Origin of the sequence: Streptomyces sp. NPDC048514 (genome assembly GCF_043199955.1) — a bacterium.
In the GTDB taxonomy this organism is placed as follows: domain Bacteria; phylum Actinomycetota; class Actinomycetes; order Streptomycetales; family Streptomycetaceae; genus Streptomyces.
On sequence record NZ_JBICWT010000004.1, the window covers coordinates 217728 to 234090 of the forward strand.

Genomic DNA, 16363 nt, shown 5'->3' on the forward strand with positions numbered 1-16363 from the left:
TCACGTGAAGATCACGGTTGGAACGTCCGCCGTGACTACCGTTGCGCGGCGCCGCCGGGGGCCGCCGTGAACTCCACGGGCAGGGTGCGCAGGCCCCGCATGATGAGTCCGCCGCGCCAGCGCAGTTCGGCCGGGTCCGCGCCGAGCCGCAGGTCGGGCAGGCGGGTGAGCAGGGTGGACAGCGCGGTCTGGCCCTCCAGACGTGCCAGCGGCGCACCGAGGCAGTAGTGGATGCCGTGACCGTAGCCGAGGTGCTGGTTGTCGCGGCGGGCGAGGTCCAGGACGTCCGGGTCGGCGAACCGCTCCGGGTCCCGGTCGGCGGCGGCGAGCACGACGAGGACCGGGTCGCCCGGCGCGATGTGCTGCCCGCCGACGGTGAGCGGCTCGGTGGCGAACCGCCACGTGGCCAGCTCCACCGGCCCGTCGAAGCGGAGCAGTTCCTCCACACCGGTCGCCAGCAGGTCCGTCTCCCCCCGGGCCAGGGACTCCTGCAGCCGCCGGCGTTGCCCGGGGTGGGTGAGCAGGGCGTAGGTGCCGTTGCCGATGAGGTTGACGGTCGTCTCGAACCCGGCGAACAGCAGGATGAAGGCCATGGCGGCGGCCTCGTTCTCGGTGAGGTGCTCACCGTGGTCCGAGGCGCGGATGAGGGCGGAGATGAGGTCCTCGCCGGGCGCGGGCTCGGCGGGCAGCGCCGCGCGCTTCCGGTGGATCAGCTCGGCCAGATAACCCCGCATCTTCTTCACCGACCTGGCGACCCCGCCCCGGGGCCCGCCGCCGTGCCGGATCATCATGCCCGCCCAGTCCCGGAAGTCGTCCTGATCCTCGCGCGGGACACCGAGCAGGTCGCAGATGGCGTAGATGGGCAGCGGGAAGGCGAAGTCGTGGATGAGGTCGGCGGAGCCCGTCAGGGCGAACCGGTCGATGAGCTGGTCGGTCAGCTCCTGCACCCGGGGGGCGAACTCGGCGACCCGGCGGGGGGTGAACGCCTTGCTGACGAGCCGGCGCAGCCGGGTGTGGTCCGGCGGGTCGATGTTCAGCAGATGCGTCATCAGCTCGGCCTTGCGCTCGCCGGGGATGCCGGTCTTCCCCTTGGCGTGCGCGGGCTCGTCGTGATGCGCCGGGTTCTTGCTCAGCCGCTGGTCGGCCAGGGCCTGCTTGGCATCGGCGTACCGGGTGACCAGCCAGGCCTCCACGCCGCTGGGCAGCCGGGTCCGGTGCACGGGCGCGTGCTCGCGCAGCCAGGCGTAGGCGGGGTAGGGGTCGGTGGCGAACTCCCAGGTGAAGAGGTCCGGCGCGCCGTCCGGGGCGGTGGAGGGGAGGGGCTGGTCGGCGGTCGAGGGGCGGGGCTGGTCGGTCACCCTTCGACGGTATCCGGCCGCTCCCGGCGGCCGGGCGGCGCGTCCCGTCGCGGCCCCCGCGCCTGCGGCGTGTCCCGGTGTTCGTCCTAGGCCTCGTCCGGGGCCGTTCCCTCCGTCACCCGTATCGCGTCCCGGTAGGTGCGGGCCACCGCTCGCAGTGCCGCTTCCGGGTCGACGCCGGCCGCTTCGGCGCGGACCGCGAGCGCGAGGAGTTCGTAGCCGATGCCCTCCCCCTGGGGGAGGGGCACGTCCAGGTGTGCGGTGCGGGCGCGGGACGCGAGCTTGGCGGCCAGGGCCAGGCCGGGCTGGCCGAGGGGGACGCCCTCCGTGACCGAGGTGCGCCGCTTCTCCTCCGCCTTGGTGCGCAGCCAGTGCTCCTTGACGTCCTCGGGAGTCTCGGCCGTCTCGTCGCCGAACACGTGCGGGTGGCGGTGGATGAGCTTGGCGACGATGCCCCCGGCCACGTCGTCGACGGAGAACGGCGCGTCGAGGTCCTCCTCGGCGATGCGGGAGTGGAAGACGACCTGGAGCAGGACGTCGCCCAGTTCCTCGCGCAGTTCCTCGCGGTCGCCGGTTTCGATCGCCTCGACCAGTTCGTACGCCTCCTCGATGCCGTACCTGGCCAGGCCCCGGTGGGTCTGCCGGGAGGACCACGGGCATTCGGCGCGGATGCGGTCCATCACCTGGACCAGGTCCAGGAGGCGGGCGCCGGGCAGGTCGTAGGAGGCGGGCAGCAGCTCCAGCTCCGGCATCGGGACGCGCCCGGAACCGGCCAGCCGGGCCAGGCCGTCGGTGAGCGCGGGCTCGCCCTCCCCCGTCGCCACGACCACGACCGTGCGGCCGCCGGCGCAGGCGTCGACCAGCTCCTGCGCGGTGGGGGACGCCTCCACCACCGCCGTCCCGGCCTCCCGCAGATACGGCAGCTGCGGATGGGCGCCGTCCGCGCACAGCACCGCGTCGGCCTCGCGCAGGGCCTGCCAGGCGGGCCACGACAGCAGGCCGGGAGCCACCCGGTGGCTGGTGGTGAGCAGGACGATGCGGCCGGGGTCGTGGCCCGCGGGGCCGGCGGCGGTGGCTTCGGAGCTGCTGGATGCGTTCACGATCCGAACGTAACCCACCGCGGGGCGGAGCGGTTTTGGTTGTCCACAGGGGCCGGCGATTCCTGTGACCGTATGACCGACAGGCTCCGGCCACGCCCCGGTCTCAGCCGTGCCGTCCTCGCGTCAGGGGCCCGCGAGGGGCTACGCCATCCTCCGGAGCCGGAGCGTGCGCACACCCTCCCGCGCCGCGGGGCCTGGGTCACGCGCACCCTCCCGCATCGCGGGGCCGGAGCGTGCGCACACCCTCCCGCGCCGCGGAGCCGGAGCGTGCGCACAGCCTCCCGCATCGCGGGGCCTGGGTCACGCGCACCCTCCCGCATCGCGGGGCCGGGGCGGTCGCTACGTCGTGAGCGGCTGGTCGGCGGCCGTCGTGACCTCGTGCACCCAGGGCGTCTTGGCGTCCACCCGGCCGCTCTTCTGGACGTCCCAGGAGCCGTAGCGCGGATTGAGGTTCACGTGGAGTTCCGCGGAGGCCTTGGAAAGGGCCTTCCAGAAGGGCGGCTGGGTGGTGTCGGTGCCGAGCTTCGCCGCGAGCTTCTGCGCCTCCAGCTGCAGGCGCAGGTTGTCGTCGAGGCGCGCGGGCGCGATGCCGTACTTCTGCAGCCAGGCGGTCTCCAGTCCCTTGGCGCCGCCGGCCTGCTGCTCCAGGCCCGCGCGCATCTGCTGGAGCTCCTTGCGGGTGACCGAGACGCCCTCGTCCCGCGCGGCCCGGTGCAGCACCTGGTCGAGGACCATGTTGTGCAGGGTGTCGCGGGTGAGGCTGCCGGTGGAGGAGACGACCTGGTCGTACTGGGTGTCGTCCGACACCGCCGCCCGCTGGGCCTTGCGGACCTCGTTGACCCGGTTCTCCAGCTGGGAGACGGTGATGCGCTGCCCCCCGACCACCGCGGCGGCGCCCGGGTGCGCATCGTTTCCGCATGCGGTGAGGACGGGTGCCGGGACGGCGATCGCGGCGGTGAGGACGAGCGCGGTGCGGCGGCGGCGGTGCAAGGAGACCTCCCAGGGAGATTGTGCGACGGTGCACAAAGTCTTGCGGTGATCGATGGTAGGCAGTGGGCAGGCTGCGGCCAACCCATTCGACCAACGATTCGCGCGCCCTTCGGGCACCCCCGCGCCCGCCCGGAAGGCCTTCCGGCTCCGGAGCCGGTCCGCCCCGGGCTTCGATCACCGCATCAGCCGGTGATGGCCACCGGGGCGTCCCACATGTCACGGTCGACGGTGAGCGTCACGCCGCCGTGGGTCTCCTTGCTGTTGACGAGGTACTGGTGGCCGCGGCTGTGGCTGGTGAACTGGGTGGCGCCCCACGGCCAGTCCGACGTGGTCGTCTCCTTCTTGTCCCACAGCGCGTACCAGAGGTTGCCCGGCAGATCCGTCTTGTTCTCGGCGGTGGCGATCGCCTTGGCGCTGGAGCTGCTGAAGCCGTAGTAGCCGTACCGGTAGGTCTTGGCGCGCAGACCCTTGCCGAAGGCGCGTACGTACGTCAGCACGGCGTCGTTGCACGCCTTGTTCGTGCTGTCGTACGCCTCCATGTCGAGGTAGATCGGGCTGCCCGCCTTCATGCCGAGCGCGGACGCCTTGCTCACGGCGTCGGCGGCGTCCTTCGCGCCGAGGGAGGCGGCGGTCGAGGCGGTCAGCTTCTCCGGGTTGGAACCGGACTGGCAGGGCGGCTGGGCGCCCACGTAGAGGGGGATGAGTTTCCAGCCCAGGGCGTTGACCGACTTCACCCAGGAGGCGGTGAGGTTGGGCTGGCCGCAGCCGCGGTTCCTGCCGCCCACATAGACCGCGGCGGCGCCGTAGTAGCCGGTGTGCCAGGCCTTCATGGCCGACAGGGAGGGCGCGGTGCAGGTGTCGAACGCCCGTCCCGTGAAGGTCTTCTGCGCGGGCCAGGTGGTGGCCGCCATGGAGGCCTGCGCGGCGATGCCGGCCCCGGCGACGACGGCCGCTCCGGCCACCGCCCACGTGATGTGTCTGCGCTTCTTCGACTGCCGATGGCCGGCCATGAACCCCACCCCTGATGTCTGTGCGATGCCCTACGGTGCGCGGCGGGCCGCGGGCCCACGCCGCCTTCCAGCCGCCTCCGGTCGCTTCCAGCCGCCTTCACGGCCTCGTCGAACCGCGCCGTCCGGTGAAAACGAAGCGCAACGTATCCGGCGCCGTCCCTGCTTTCGGGAAACCCGGACCCTCGGATTTCGCAAGATCCTTCCAAGGGCCGGCAAAGTCTAACCCCGCACCTGTCCCAGCCATTGCAGCGTGCGCCGGACCTCCACGGCCATCGGATGGCCGGGACCGTGCACCCGCTCCACGTCCATCACCAGCCGTGCGAGCGTGTCGTGCGCGGCCGGCCGGTCACCGAGGGCGAGCAGCAGATGGCCGATGCGCCGGCGGACGTCGTGGGCGAGCTGCGGGTCGCCGGAGACGTACCGGTTCTCGTAGTACGGCAGCAGCGCCCGGTACTCGGCGAGCGCCGCCGCCGGTTCGCCGAGCTGTTCCAGGCACTGCGCGGCCTCGTAGCGGAAGCGCAGGGACTGCGGGTCGGCCTGGCCGGCCTCGGCGGCGCGTTCGTCGGCCAGACGGCGCAGTTCGGGCAGTGCGCGCCGGTACTGGCCGTCGTCCATGAGCGTGGCCGCGTACTGCTTGCGCAGTGTGCGCACCACCGGGGAGTGCTCGCCGTGCTGCTCGGCCGCCGCGGGCAGGATCGTGCCGAGGATGTCGACGGCCTGGGTGATGCGGCCCTCTCCCAGCAGCCGCTTTACCTCGTCCACGGCCGCGGCCACATCCGGCTTGTCGGCCACCGGCGGCGCGGGCGCGACGGGAGCGGGCTGGGGCGCGGGGGTCCGCGCACGGTCTGGCCAAGGGGCGTGCGGGCGCAGGAAAGGGCGCGTGGGGTCCAGAGGCGCCCCCGTGGGCATCCCGCGCGCGGGCAGGAGCAGCGCCAGGTCCTCGTACACCTCCTGTGCGGACGCCGGACGGTGCTGCGGGTCCTTGGCGAGCAGCCGCAGGACGAGGGCCTCGAGCGCCTCGGGGACCTCGGGGCGTATGCGGCGCACGGGCAGCGGCGGCTCGTACAGGTGCCGGTGCAGCACACCGAGCGCCGTGGAGCCCACGAACGGCACGTCCCCGCTCAGCAGTTCGTGCATCAGCACGCCCAGCGCGTACAGATCGGTGTACGGGCCGACCGCGCCGCCCATCGCCTGTTCGGGGGCCATGTAGGCGGGCGAGCCGATCGGTGAGCCGGTGTGGGTGAGGCGAGTGGTGTCCGTGTCCATGACCGAGGCCACGCCCAGGTCGAGGACGGTGACCGTGCCGTCCTGCTTCACCATCACGTTCCGCGGCTTGAGGTCGCGGTGCACGATCGGCACGGCGTGCACGGCGCTCAGCACGGCGCACAGCTGCGCGGCCACCGCGACCGCCCACTGCCACGGGTACGGGGTGTGTTCGGCGAGGTGGTCGGAGAGGTCGGCGCCGTCCACGTACTGCATGACGAGGAACAGCTCCTCGCCCGCACTGCCCGCGTCGTGCACCGTGACCAGGCCCGGGTGGTCCACCTGCGCGGTCACCCGGCATTCCCGCACGAACCGGCGGCGCAGTTCGTCGGCCTCCTGGCCCGCCACCTTGTCCGGGCGCAGCAGCTTCACCGCCACCCGCCGGTCGAGCCGCTGGTCGTAGGCCGTCCAGACCTGGCCCATGCCGCCCTGCCCGATGAGCGTGGACAGTTCGTACCGGCCGGAGACGACACGTCCCGTCGCCACGGTCACCTTCCGCCCTCGTGGCCGGCGTCCTGCCTGCCGTCGTGGCCGCCGCCCGGCTCGCCGTCGCGCCGGACGCCGTGCTGGCGCAGGTAGTCGCTCAGCTCGTCCAGTTCGGCCCGCACCTGGTCGATCCGGGCGGGCGCCGGGCGCCGGGACGGCGGGGTGGGAGACGGGGGCCGGGGCACGGGCGTGTGCGTGTGCGGGACGGGCGTGTGCGGGACGGGCGTGTGCGGCACGGGCGTGTGCGGCACGGGCGTGTGCGGCACGGGCGTGTGCGGCACCGGCGTGTGCGGCACCGGCGGCGGGGTGTGCGGGCCGGTGGGAGCCGGCTGGGCCGTGGAGTGGTGGGGCACGGCCGGCGCGGTCGCCGCCTGCGTCCCGCTGTACGGGTTCGCGGGGCCGGGGTAGCCGTACGCCGGTGCCGACCGCTGGGCCGCGTACGCCTGCTGCCGCATCATGAAGTGACGTATGTCCGCGGCCAGGTAGTACGCCGTCGCGCAGACGAGACCGCCCAGCAGCAGCAGCATGCCCACGTAACCGCCGGTGGTGTTGACCTCGTCGCCGGGCTCGGTCGCCAGCAGCGTGAGGCTGAGGACGTCGGCCGCCAGCACCGCCACGAACAGGCCCCAGTCCAGCGACCGGCGCGTGACGAGCGCCAGCCGCAGCAGCATCGCCCAGCTCAGGAAGCCGATGCTGAAGAACCCGAGCACCACGAACAGCACGCGCAGGAAGACCAGCCAGCCGGTGTGCGGCGGCTGCTTCACCGGCTGTCCGTAGCCGAGGCCTTGCATGGCTGCTCCTGTTGCCTGAAGTGGGCGTGCACGTCCGCCCCACGCGCTCCGCTGGGCGGGCGACGCCGGTCGGCCGATTATCGCTTCGAGCATATGGCCCAGCACGGACATGCGGGCGGGCCTGTACCGAACCGTTGTCCGGCACCCCGGTCGGCCGGTGGTCGGCCGGTGGTCGGCCGGTGGTCGGCCGGTGGTCGGCCGGTGGCTGGCCGATGGTCGGCCGGTGGTCGGCCGGTGGTCGGCCGGTGGCTGGCCGATGGTCGGCCGGTGGCCGAACAGCGACGGTGGGCCGTTCAGTCGGGGGTGACCGTGCCTTCGGGGGTGACCGTGCCTTCGGGGGTGACCGTGCCGTCGGTGAGGCCGTCGTACATGCCGCGCACGAGTTGCTCCCCGAGCCGGCTCGCATGGCGCAGCGCCCGCTCGAACTCGTCGAGTGCGCGGAAGCGTGCGCCGTAGCGCCGTTGTTCCTCCAGCGGGAGCCGGGGCAGCTGCAGGCGGCGCACGTCCAGCCGGGTCGCGGTGGAGGCGTAGCTGCTGGCCTGCCGGTTGTTGGCGGTGCCCCGCAGGAACCCGGCCAGGAACCAGGGGTCGAGCGCCGTGCGATCGGGGCGCAGGAGCACCAGGTTGCGCCCCAGGACGGCGCCGCCGGTCGCCTCGTCGATCACCCGCGCCACGGAACCACCGCCGAGCACCGGTACGACGACGTCGCCCGGTTCGGTCAGCACGGCCTCCTCCTCGCTCTCCGGGAGCGTGCCCGACGGTGCGGTTCCGGCGAGGACGTCGTGGTCGGTGAGAACGGGCACGCGCGCGTGCCCGCCGTTCCCGCCGGCACGCATCACCAGCGCGCTCCCGCGCGCGAGTTCACCGACGGTCGTGAGCGGCCAGCGCGCGGGCGGCGCGGGGTCGGCGGGAGGCGGAGTGAGGTCGGCGGTCAGGCGCAGGGTCGCGCCCAGGCGTTCGCGCACCGCCGTGAGCTGCTCCGCGCCGTCGGCCATCGCCGGCGGCGGCAGATGGCGGGCGGGGGCCAGGTCCACGTCGTCGTCGAGGAGTTCGATGACCGCCACGGAACGGGCCAGTCCCCGCCGCTCGTCCAGCCGTCCCGCGCGCGCGAAGGCGCGCCAGGCGTCCAGGACGGCGTCGCGCACCGCCGGCCAGTCCGGACCGTTCCGCCCCTCCCCGGCGAACCTTCCGGTGTCCACCAGCAGGATCTCGGGCGTCACCGGCGACCGGCCGGGCCGGCGCAACACCCACAGATGCAGCGGGATGTTGTACGGCGGCGCCGCCCCCACCGGCAGCGCGACCACGGCCCTGAGCGCGCCCCGCCGCAGCAGGTCGGCACGGATCCGGCGCCCGGAACGGCGGGAGGCTGCGGCCGGCGGCATGAGCAGGACGGCCGTGCCGCCGTCGGTCAGCCGGGCCAGCGCGTGCTGCACCCAGGCCAGCTCGGACTCGGTCCGCGCCGGGAAGCCGTACTCCCAGCGGGGGTCGTAGGCGAGTTCGTCATGGCCCCAGTTGCGCTCGTTGAACGGCGGGTGGCACAGCACCGCGTCGGCGCGCAGCTCCGGGTAGGCGTCGGCGCGCAGGGTGTCGCCGGCGGTCCCGCGCACGGTGGCCCGCGAGTGCAGCGCCAGCCGGAGCGCCGTGAGCGCGGCGAGGTCGGGGGCGCTGTCCTGGGCGTACAGCTCCTGACCGGGCCGGGTTTCCACGGCACGCAGCAGGGCGCCGGTGCCGCAGGCCGGGTCCAGGACGCTGCGGGCGGGGCCGGCCAGCTCCGCCATGAGGCCGGCGAGCTCGGCCGGGGTGAGCGTGTACTGGCGCGGGTTGGCGTCCAGGTGCCGCCCCAGCAGGAATTCGAAGGCCTGACGCGCCCCGACCTCGGCGGCCAGCTCGGCGGACCCGCGCAGGAGCGGTGCGGAGGGGAGGAGCTGGGGGCCGGTGGGGGTGCGGAGGGTCGGAGGACGGCGGGCGGGTGTGCCGGGCGGGGCGGGGGCGCGGGGAGTGACGGGGGCGCCGGAGGTGGCGGGGGCGCCGGACGTGGCGGGCACGCTGTGAACGGCGGGTGGGCTGTGAACGGCAGCCGGCGTGCCGGGGGCGGTGGCGGGCGCGCCGGGCGTGCTGTGAGCGGCTTGGGTGTTGTGAACAGTCGACGGGGTGTTCACAGGGTGTGCCGGGCGTTCGGTGTTCACAGTCTGCGGGGCTGGTGACGGATTCCCACGCGTCGTTGCGGGTGCTGCGTTCACAGTGGGCTCGGTCGGCGCGGCGTCCACGCCCGGTGCGTCGTCAGCGGTGTTCACACCGGTCGCGGCGTCCGCGGACCGGTCGCCGTGAACCGCTCGACCGGACGCGAGCCCGAAGCGCGGGGTCAGCACCTGCTCCAGCGCGCCGGGCAGCACCGCGGCCATCCGCGCGTCGGAACCGGCGCTCACATCGAGCCAGACCGTCGGGCGCTCGCAGATCAGCAGCAGCGCGCAACCGGCGTGCACCAAGGCGGTCAACGGGCCCTCGGGATGACCGGCGAGCTGCTGCCAGACGCGTTCACGCAGCGGAACCTCGGCGAGTTTGCCCTGCTTGCGCAGCCAGGCCTCGACCTCGGCGAGAGCGAAGGACGGGCTGGTCTCGCTGCCGCCGACCGGCCTGGGGAAGTCGGCGTGCCGCCGGCGCCAGTTGCTCACGGCGGCACGGCCCACTCCGGCGAGCCGCGCGATACCGGCCGCGGTCACCTCTGTCGCGTTGTCCTGCACCGGCCCCGCTCCCCTCGTCCCGTGTGTGCGCCGAGCATACCGGCGTACAGGAGATCGGACTTCACGACCGTGTACTCGACTCCACGCGTGAACCGTGTTGACTCGGTTCACAAGCTCTGATCTTATTGACCCAGCGAACGAGCGGCCACCGGAGGGGGTGGCCGTCGCTTCGGGGAGGGGTTCGCTATGGGCACGAAGGCCAAGATCGCGCTCGGCGCCGGCGTCGGGATCGTCGTCATCGGTGCCGTGTCTGCCAACGCCGGCAGCGACGGCAGCGACGGCAAGGACCGTGGACCGAGAGGCACCGGCAAGGCCTGCGCGGCCTCCGCCGAGCACGAGTCCGGCGCCGAGGCCGGAGGCGGATCGAGCGGCAAGAAGGGCTCGGGGGACGCTGGGAAGGCCGCCGAGAAGAAGGCCGCGTTCGACGGCGTCGGCGAGTACCAGGTCGGCTCCGACGTGAAGCCCCGTACATACCGCACGACCGGTGACACCGACGGCATGTGCTACTCGAAGCGCACCAAGGACACCGGGCACGCGCTGAACTCGATCGTCGCCGAACCCCTGCGTCCCGCAACCCTGTCTCCGGGACTCGCGTCGCCCGCGGTTGCCTCCCTGACCCGCCCCTGACGCCTCGGCCGGCTGATCCGTCGGCCGGCGGACCGGCCGCCCCGGCCTTGGCACCTCCCGCTCGTCCGGCCGTGTCCCACCGGTTCACGGCCACCGGCCCCGCACCCGGCGGGGCCGGTTCCGGACGCCGTACGGCATGCCGTACGCACAACTCCCCCGTTTCATCATTTCTCCTCGAAGGACTGTCATGCGTCTCCCGTCCCGTGTCGCCACCGCGCTCGCCGTCGCGGCTCTCCCCCTGGCTCTTTCCGCCTGCTCCCCGGCTTCCTCCTCCGGCACCGGCGCCGGTGCGAGTGCGGAGCCGGCCAAGGCGAAGGACCTCAACGCCGGCCTGCTCAACGGCACCCAGCTCAAGCAGGTGCTGGCGCCCGCGTCGGCCTTCCCGGCCGGGTTCACCCGTGAGGCCGACGGCGCCTCGGACACCGGCGACGAGTTCCTCCCGCCGTCCGGCAGGAGCACCGCGAAGCCGGACTGCACCAGGCTGGAGGGCACGTCCTGGATCCAGGTCACCGGTTTCAAGGGAGGCGTGTCCTTCGCACAGGACGACTACGTGAACCAGGACAGCACCGAGGAACTCGCCCAGGAGATCGACGCCTTCCAGGGCACCACGGCGAAGACCGTGATGAAGGCGCTGCGGTCCGTCGCCACCGGGTGCGCCACCTTCACGGACACGGACACCCACGCCAAGGTGAAGGTCACGGGCCGCACCACGGCCGGTCTCGGGGACGAGGCGTACACGATGACGCTGACGAGCGGCACCTGGGAGAACGGCACCACGCTCGTCGCGGCCCGTTCCGGCGGCACCGTGGTCACCGTGCTGTCCACGGCGGGCAGCGACGACGGTGCCGCGAGCGCGGCGAAGCTGACGACACGGATCCTTGGGTCGCTGAAGGCCAAGTCGGCCGCCTGACACGCAGAGGACAGGCCGGGCCAGGCCACGGGCCCGGCCTGCGGACGCCCCGCCCGGCCGATCCACGGGCCCGGCCTACGGGCGCCCCGCCCGGCCGACCCACGGGGCCGGCCTACGGGCGTCCTGCCGGGTCCCGTCCCGCTGGGCCGGACGGGGGCGACGACCTCACGGAAGCCACGGGCGCGGGCGTTCTCCCGCATCGCCGACCGCAGGAGGCCGCTCGGCGACGCTGCTCACCTCGGCGTTCATGCGGGCCACGGTGGGCCGCGCACCTCGCGCGACGCGAGTGAATCGCCCACCCTCCAGGGCAGGTTCGGGCGGGCGACGGTTCTCCGTCCTCCGGTAGCGACCGCCGGCACCCGCTCGGCGCATCCGGAAGCACGCCCGCACGCCACCGGCCGGCCTCGGCTCAGCGTGCCCGGAAGCGCTCCGGGGCCTTGGTCGGGTTGCCGCCGGAGGGGAGTTTCTGCTTGGGGCAGGTGCCGAGGACCTTCTCCATGGCGGCCTTCTCGGCGGCGGTGACCCACAGGCCGTACTTCTTCTTGACGGCCACCTGCGCGGCGACGTACGTGCAGCGGTAGGCCTTGCTCGGCGGGAGCCAGGTGGCCGCGTCGCCGTCGCCCTTGCCGCGGTTGGTGCTCGCGTCGACGGCGATGAGGTTGAGGGGGTCGTTGGCCAGCGCTATGCGCTTGCCGGGGTCCCAGTATTTGGCACCCTTCTGCCAGGCGTCCGAGAGGGCGACGACGTGGTCGATGTCGACCTGGCTGCGGCCGCGCCGGTAGGTGATGTCCTTGCCGGAGTATGGGTCCGGCCGGAGCAGGCCGTAGGAGACCTTGCAGGTGCCGCCGGTGAACTTCACGGCCCTCAGATCGCGTTTGAGTATGTCGTCGCGGGTGTCGCAGGAGTTGGAGTCGGTGTCCGCCCAGGCGGACCCGAACCCGGTGCGGGAGTAACCCGTCTTGGGCGCACGTCCTTTGACGGCCAGTGAGTCGGCGGCGGTCATGGCCGCGCCGCCGCTCCCGGTGTCCTCGGGACCGGCGGCCCCGGTGGCGTGCTCCGACTTGCAGCCGGTCATGGCGACCAGCACGGCCACAGCGGTGACCGCCCCGCCCCTCAGACGCGTCACGTCGCGTTCCCCCTGCTCGCCCCTGGCCGCCCCCGGGTGCGGGCGGATCGTCCCACCCCACGGTAACCGCGTTTACCCTCCCGGCAGGCAAGCCACCGAAAGCTTCACTTCCACGGGGCCTGCAACAGCGCTCCGATCGGCGGACGGCGAAAAGGGCGAACAGGGCGGACACAGGACAGGAAGGGCAGGACGGGCAGGGTGAGCAGGACGGCAGGACCGGGCGGGACTACGAGCCCAGGATCGAGGCGAGGAACTCCCCGACCCAGCCGAGCAGTTCCCGGCCGACCAGCGGCTTGCCGCCGACCTTCGCGGTCTTCGGGCGCGGGACGAGGACCTGGCGCGCGGACGGCTTGATGACCGTGCCCGGATACAGCCGCTTGACCCGCAGCTCCTGCGACTCGCGCAACTCCACGGGTGCGAAACGGATGTTGGTGCCCTGCAGCACCACCTCGCCGACGCCGCAGGCGCGCGCGAGCATCCGCAGGCCGGCCACCAGCAGCAGGTTCTCCACCGGTTCGGGCAGCTTGCCGTAGCGGTCGGTGAGTTCCTCGCGGACGGCCTTGATGTCCTCCTCGGAGTTGGCGGAGGCGATGGCCCGGTAGGCCTGCAGGCGCAGCCGCTCGCCGGGCGCGTAGTCGTGCGGGACGTGCGCGTCGACCGGCAACTCGATCTTGACCTCGAGCGGCGGCTCCTCCTCGATCTCGCCGGTCTCCAGCTGCCGCCGGTAGTCGGCGACCGCCTCGCCGACCATGCGGACGTACAGGTCGAAGCCGACGCCCGCGATATGGCCGGACTGCTCGCCGCCGAGCAGGTTTCCCGCGCCGCGGATCTCCAGGTCCTTCATCGCCACGTACATGCCCGCGCCCATCTCCGTGTGCTGGGCGATGGTCGCCAGGCGCTCGTGCGCGGTCTCGGTGAGCGGCTTCTCCGGGGGATAGAGGAAGTAGGCGTAGCCACGCTCCCGGCCTCGTCCCACGCGACCGCGCAGCTGGTGCAGCTGGGACAGGCCGAAGGTGTCGCCGCGCTCCACGATCAGGGTGTTGGCGTTGGAGATGTCGATACCGGACTCGACGATCGTGGTCGAAACCAGCACGTCGAACTTCTTCTCCCAGAAGTCGACGACGACCTGCTCCAGGGCCGTCTCCGACATCTGGCCGTGGGCGGTGGCGATGCGGGCCTCGGGGACGATCTCGCGCAGCCTGGCCGCCGCACGGTCGATGGACTCGACCCGGTTATGGATGTAGAAGACCTGGCCCTCGCGCAGCAGTTCGCGGCGGATGGCGGCGCCGATCTGCCTCTCCTCGTACGGCCCGACGAAGGTGAGCACCGGGTGCCGCTCCTCGGGCGGCGTGGTGATCGTGGACATCTCGCGGATGCCGGTGACCGCCATCTCCAGGGTGCGCGGGATCGGGGTCGCGGACATCGTCAGCACGTCCACGTTGGCACGGAGCTTCTTCAGCTGCTCCTTGTGCTCGACGCCGAACCGCTGCTCCTCGTCGACGACGACCAGGCCCAGGTCCTTGAACTTGGTCTCCGAGGAGAACAGCCGGTGGGTGCCGATGACGACGTCCACCGCGCCGTCCTTCAGACCCTCCAGGACGGCCTTGGCCTCGGTGTCGGTCTGGAAGCGGGACAGCGCCCGCACGTTGACGGGGAACTGGCCGTACCGCTCGGAGAACGTGCCGAAGTGCTGCTGCACCAGCAGCGTCGTGGGCACGAGCACGGCGACCTGCTTGCCGTCCTGTACGGCCTTGAAGGCGGCCCGCACGGCGATCTCGGTCTTGCCGTAGCCGACGTCGCCGCAGACCAGCCGGTCCATGGGGATCGACTTCTCCATGTCCTCCTTAACCTCGGCGATGGTGGTCAGCTGGTCGGGGGTCTCCGCGTAGGGGAAGGCGTCCTCCAGCTCGCGCTGCCAGGGGCTGTCGGCTCCGAAGGCGTGGCCGGGGGCGGCCATGCGCGCGCTGTACAGCTTGATCAGGTCGGCCGCGATCTCCTTGACGGCCTTCTTCGCGCGTGCCTTGGTCTTGGTCCAGTCCGCGCCGCCCAGGCGGTGCAGCGTGGGCGCCTCGCCGCCGACGTACTTGGTGATCTGCTCCAGCTGGTCGGTCGGGATGTACAGCCGGTCGCCGGGCTGGCCGCGCTTGGCGGGCGCGTACTCGACGACCAGGTACTCGCGCGTGGCGCCCTGCACGGTGCGCTGCACCATCTCGATGTAGCGGCCGACGCCGTGCTGTTCGTGGACGATGTGGTCGCCCGGCTCCAGGGTGAGCGGGTCGATGGTCTTGCGGCGGCGGGCCGGCATACGGGCCCCGTCCCGGCTCGCGGTGCGCTGACCGGACAGGTCGGTCTCGGTGAGCACGGCCAGCTTGAGCGCCGGGTCCACGAAGCCGTACTCGATCGAGCCGCAGGAGACGTGCACCACGGAGGGGCTCAGCTCGCCGAGGTCACCGTCCATGCGGGCCGCGATGCCCTCGCCGCCGAGCACCTCCACCGTGCGGACGGCCGGTCCGTGGCCCTCGGTGACGTACACCGCGCGCCAGCCGTCGGCGAGCCAGCCCTTGGTGTCGGCGAGGGCGCGCGCGGTGTCGCCGCGGTAGGTCTCGGGCGCGTGCATGCCGAGCTTGAGGGTGCCGGCGTCCAGTTCGAGGTCGGCGGCGAAGGGCGAGACCGACCACCACATCATGTCCAGCTCGCGCGCGCGGTCGCGGACGTCGGCGATGGACCACAGGGAGGCCGCGCCGACGTCGATGGGCGCCTCGCCGCCGCCCGCGGTGGCCGCCCAGGAGGCCTGCAGGAACTCCTGGCTGGTCGCCACGAGGTCGGCGGCGCGGGTGCGGACCCGCTCCGGGTCGCAGACGACGGCCATGGCGCCCTTGGGCAGCACGTCGAGCAGCAGCTCCATGTCGTCCACGAGGACCGGCGCCAGGGACTCCATACCCTCCACGGCGATGCCCTCGGCGATCTTGCCGAGCAGTTCGCCCAGCTCGGGGTGCTCCTCGGCGAGGGCACGCGCACGGCCGCGTACGTCGTCGGTGAGCAGCAGCTCGCGGCACGGCGGCGCCCACAGTCCGTGCTCGGCGACTTCGAGGGAGCGCTGGTCGGCGACCTTGAAGTAGCGGATCTCCTCGACCTCGTCGCCCCAGAACTCGATGCGCAGGGGGTGTTCCTCGGTGGGCGGGAACACGTCCAGGATGCCGCCGCGGACGGCGAACTCGCCGCGCTTCTCGACCAGCTCCACGCGCGCGTAGGCGGCGGCCGCGAGGGCTTCCACGATCTCGTTCAGATCGGCGGTCCGGCCGGTCCGCAGGGCCACCGGTTCCAGGTCGCCGAGGCCCTTGACCTGCGGCTGGAGCACGGAGCGCACGGGGGCGACGACGACGGACACGGGGCCGGTCTCGGGGTCGTCCGGGCGGGGATGGGCGAGGCGTCGCAGGACGGCCAGGCGGCGGCCGACGGTGTCGCTGCGGGGGCTGAGCCGCTCATGCGGGAGGGTCTCCCAGGAGGGGTACTCCACGACGCCCTCGGGGGGCAGCAGCGAGCGCAGGGCGGCCGCCAGGTCCTCGGCCTCCCGGCCCGTCGCCGTGACGGCCAGCACCGGGCGGCCGGCCTCGCGGGCCAGGGCGGCGACCGCGAAGGGGCGGGTCGCCGGGGGGCCGACGAGGTCGACGTGCATGCGGTTGCCGTCCGCGGCCGCCTTGATCGCTTCCGCGAGGGCGGCGTCCTTGACGACGGCGTCGAGCAGACCGTGCAGGCTCATGGAGGAGGTTTTCCGTCCTGGTGTGGGCAACGCGAAGAGCCCGACTCTGGTGGCGGGCCGGGGGTCTCCAGCGTACGACGGTGCCGGCGCCGGCGTCGGAGCCTGTGGACAACCTCCGGGTCGAGCCTGTGGACGACCGCGGCCGATCGCGGGCACCGGCACCCGGGCCCCACGCCTGTGGACAACCTCCGCCGGACCGCG

11 protein-coding genes and 1 pseudogene are annotated in these 16363 nt (G+C 73.1%); 2 read left to right on the plus strand and 10 right to left on the minus strand.

The genetic code is table 11. The annotated features are described in order from the left end of the window. Positions 1 to 35: 35 nt before the first annotated feature. From ACGFT2_RS09765 to ACGFT2_RS09795, 7 genes are all read right to left on the minus strand, one after another. On the minus strand, positions 36 to 1358 hold the full coding sequence (locus tag ACGFT2_RS09765; protein WP_393275312.1) for a cytochrome P450: 1323 nt from the start codon (positions 1356 to 1358) through the stop codon (positions 36 to 38). Between the two features lie 86 nt (positions 1359 to 1444). After that, complete coding sequence (locus tag ACGFT2_RS09770; RefSeq protein WP_393275314.1) at positions 1445 to 2458, minus strand: nucleoside triphosphate pyrophosphohydrolase; 1014 nt, start codon at positions 2456 to 2458, stop codon at positions 1445 to 1447. Between the two features lie 339 nt (positions 2459 to 2797). Continuing rightward, positions 2798 to 3448, minus strand: coding sequence for a SurA N-terminal domain-containing protein (locus tag ACGFT2_RS09775; RefSeq protein WP_393275316.1), 651 nt, complete (start codon positions 3446 to 3448; stop codon positions 2798 to 2800). A 182-nt stretch (positions 3449 to 3630) separates the two neighbouring features. Beyond that, positions 3631 to 4458, minus strand: a complete 828-nt coding sequence (locus ACGFT2_RS09780) for a glycoside hydrolase domain-containing protein (RefSeq protein ID WP_393275318.1) — start codon at positions 4456 to 4458, stop codon at positions 3631 to 3633. 219 nt (positions 4459 to 4677) lie between these two features. Continuing rightward, on the minus strand, positions 4678 to 6171 hold the full coding sequence (locus ACGFT2_RS09785) for a protein kinase (RefSeq protein WP_393276300.1): 1494 nt from the start codon (positions 6169 to 6171) through the stop codon (positions 4678 to 4680). A gap of 38 nt (positions 6172 to 6209) precedes the next feature. Further along, positions 6210 to 6998 carry a hypothetical protein gene (locus tag ACGFT2_RS09790; RefSeq protein ID WP_393275320.1) on the minus strand — a complete coding sequence of 263 codons (789 nt, stop codon included), beginning with the start codon at positions 6996 to 6998 and terminating at the stop codon, positions 6210 to 6212. 293 nt (positions 6999 to 7291) lie between these two features. Next, positions 7292 to 9739, minus strand: coding sequence for an N-6 DNA methylase (locus ACGFT2_RS09795; protein WP_393275322.1), 2448 nt, complete (start codon positions 9737 to 9739; stop codon positions 7292 to 7294). 186 nt (positions 9740 to 9925) lie between these two features. Between ACGFT2_RS09795 and ACGFT2_RS09800 the strand changes: the two genes are divergently transcribed. Together ACGFT2_RS09800 and ACGFT2_RS09805 are read left to right on the plus strand one after the other, a co-directional pair. Continuing rightward, the gene (locus tag ACGFT2_RS09800; RefSeq protein WP_393275325.1) at positions 9926 to 10366 is read left to right on the plus strand and encodes a hypothetical protein; all 441 of its coding nucleotides are present in this window, start codon (positions 9926 to 9928) and stop codon (positions 10364 to 10366) included. A gap of 187 nt (positions 10367 to 10553) precedes the next feature. Continuing rightward, positions 10554 to 11276: a hypothetical protein gene (locus ACGFT2_RS09805; RefSeq protein WP_393275327.1), complete on the plus strand. Its 723-nt coding sequence runs from the start codon at positions 10554 to 10556 to the stop codon at positions 11274 to 11276. Positions 11277 to 11413: 137 nt separating this feature from the next. Here ACGFT2_RS09805 and ACGFT2_RS09810 read toward each other — a convergent pair. The 3 genes and pseudogenes from ACGFT2_RS09810 to mfd form a co-directional block, all read right to left on the minus strand. After that, a pseudogene (locus tag ACGFT2_RS09810) lies at positions 11414 to 11497 on the minus strand (N-acetyltransferase); the annotation flags it as partial. Positions 11498 to 11685: 188 nt separating this feature from the next. After that, positions 11686 to 12402: an HNH endonuclease family protein gene (locus tag ACGFT2_RS09815; protein ID WP_393275328.1), complete on the minus strand. Its 717-nt coding sequence runs from the start codon at positions 12400 to 12402 to the stop codon at positions 11686 to 11688. Positions 12403 to 12628: 226 nt separating this feature from the next. Further along, positions 12629 to 16162: a transcription-repair coupling factor gene (mfd, locus tag ACGFT2_RS09820; RefSeq protein WP_393275330.1), complete on the minus strand. Its 3534-nt coding sequence runs from the start codon at positions 16160 to 16162 to the stop codon at positions 12629 to 12631. Between the last annotated feature and the right edge of the window lie 201 nt (positions 16163 to 16363).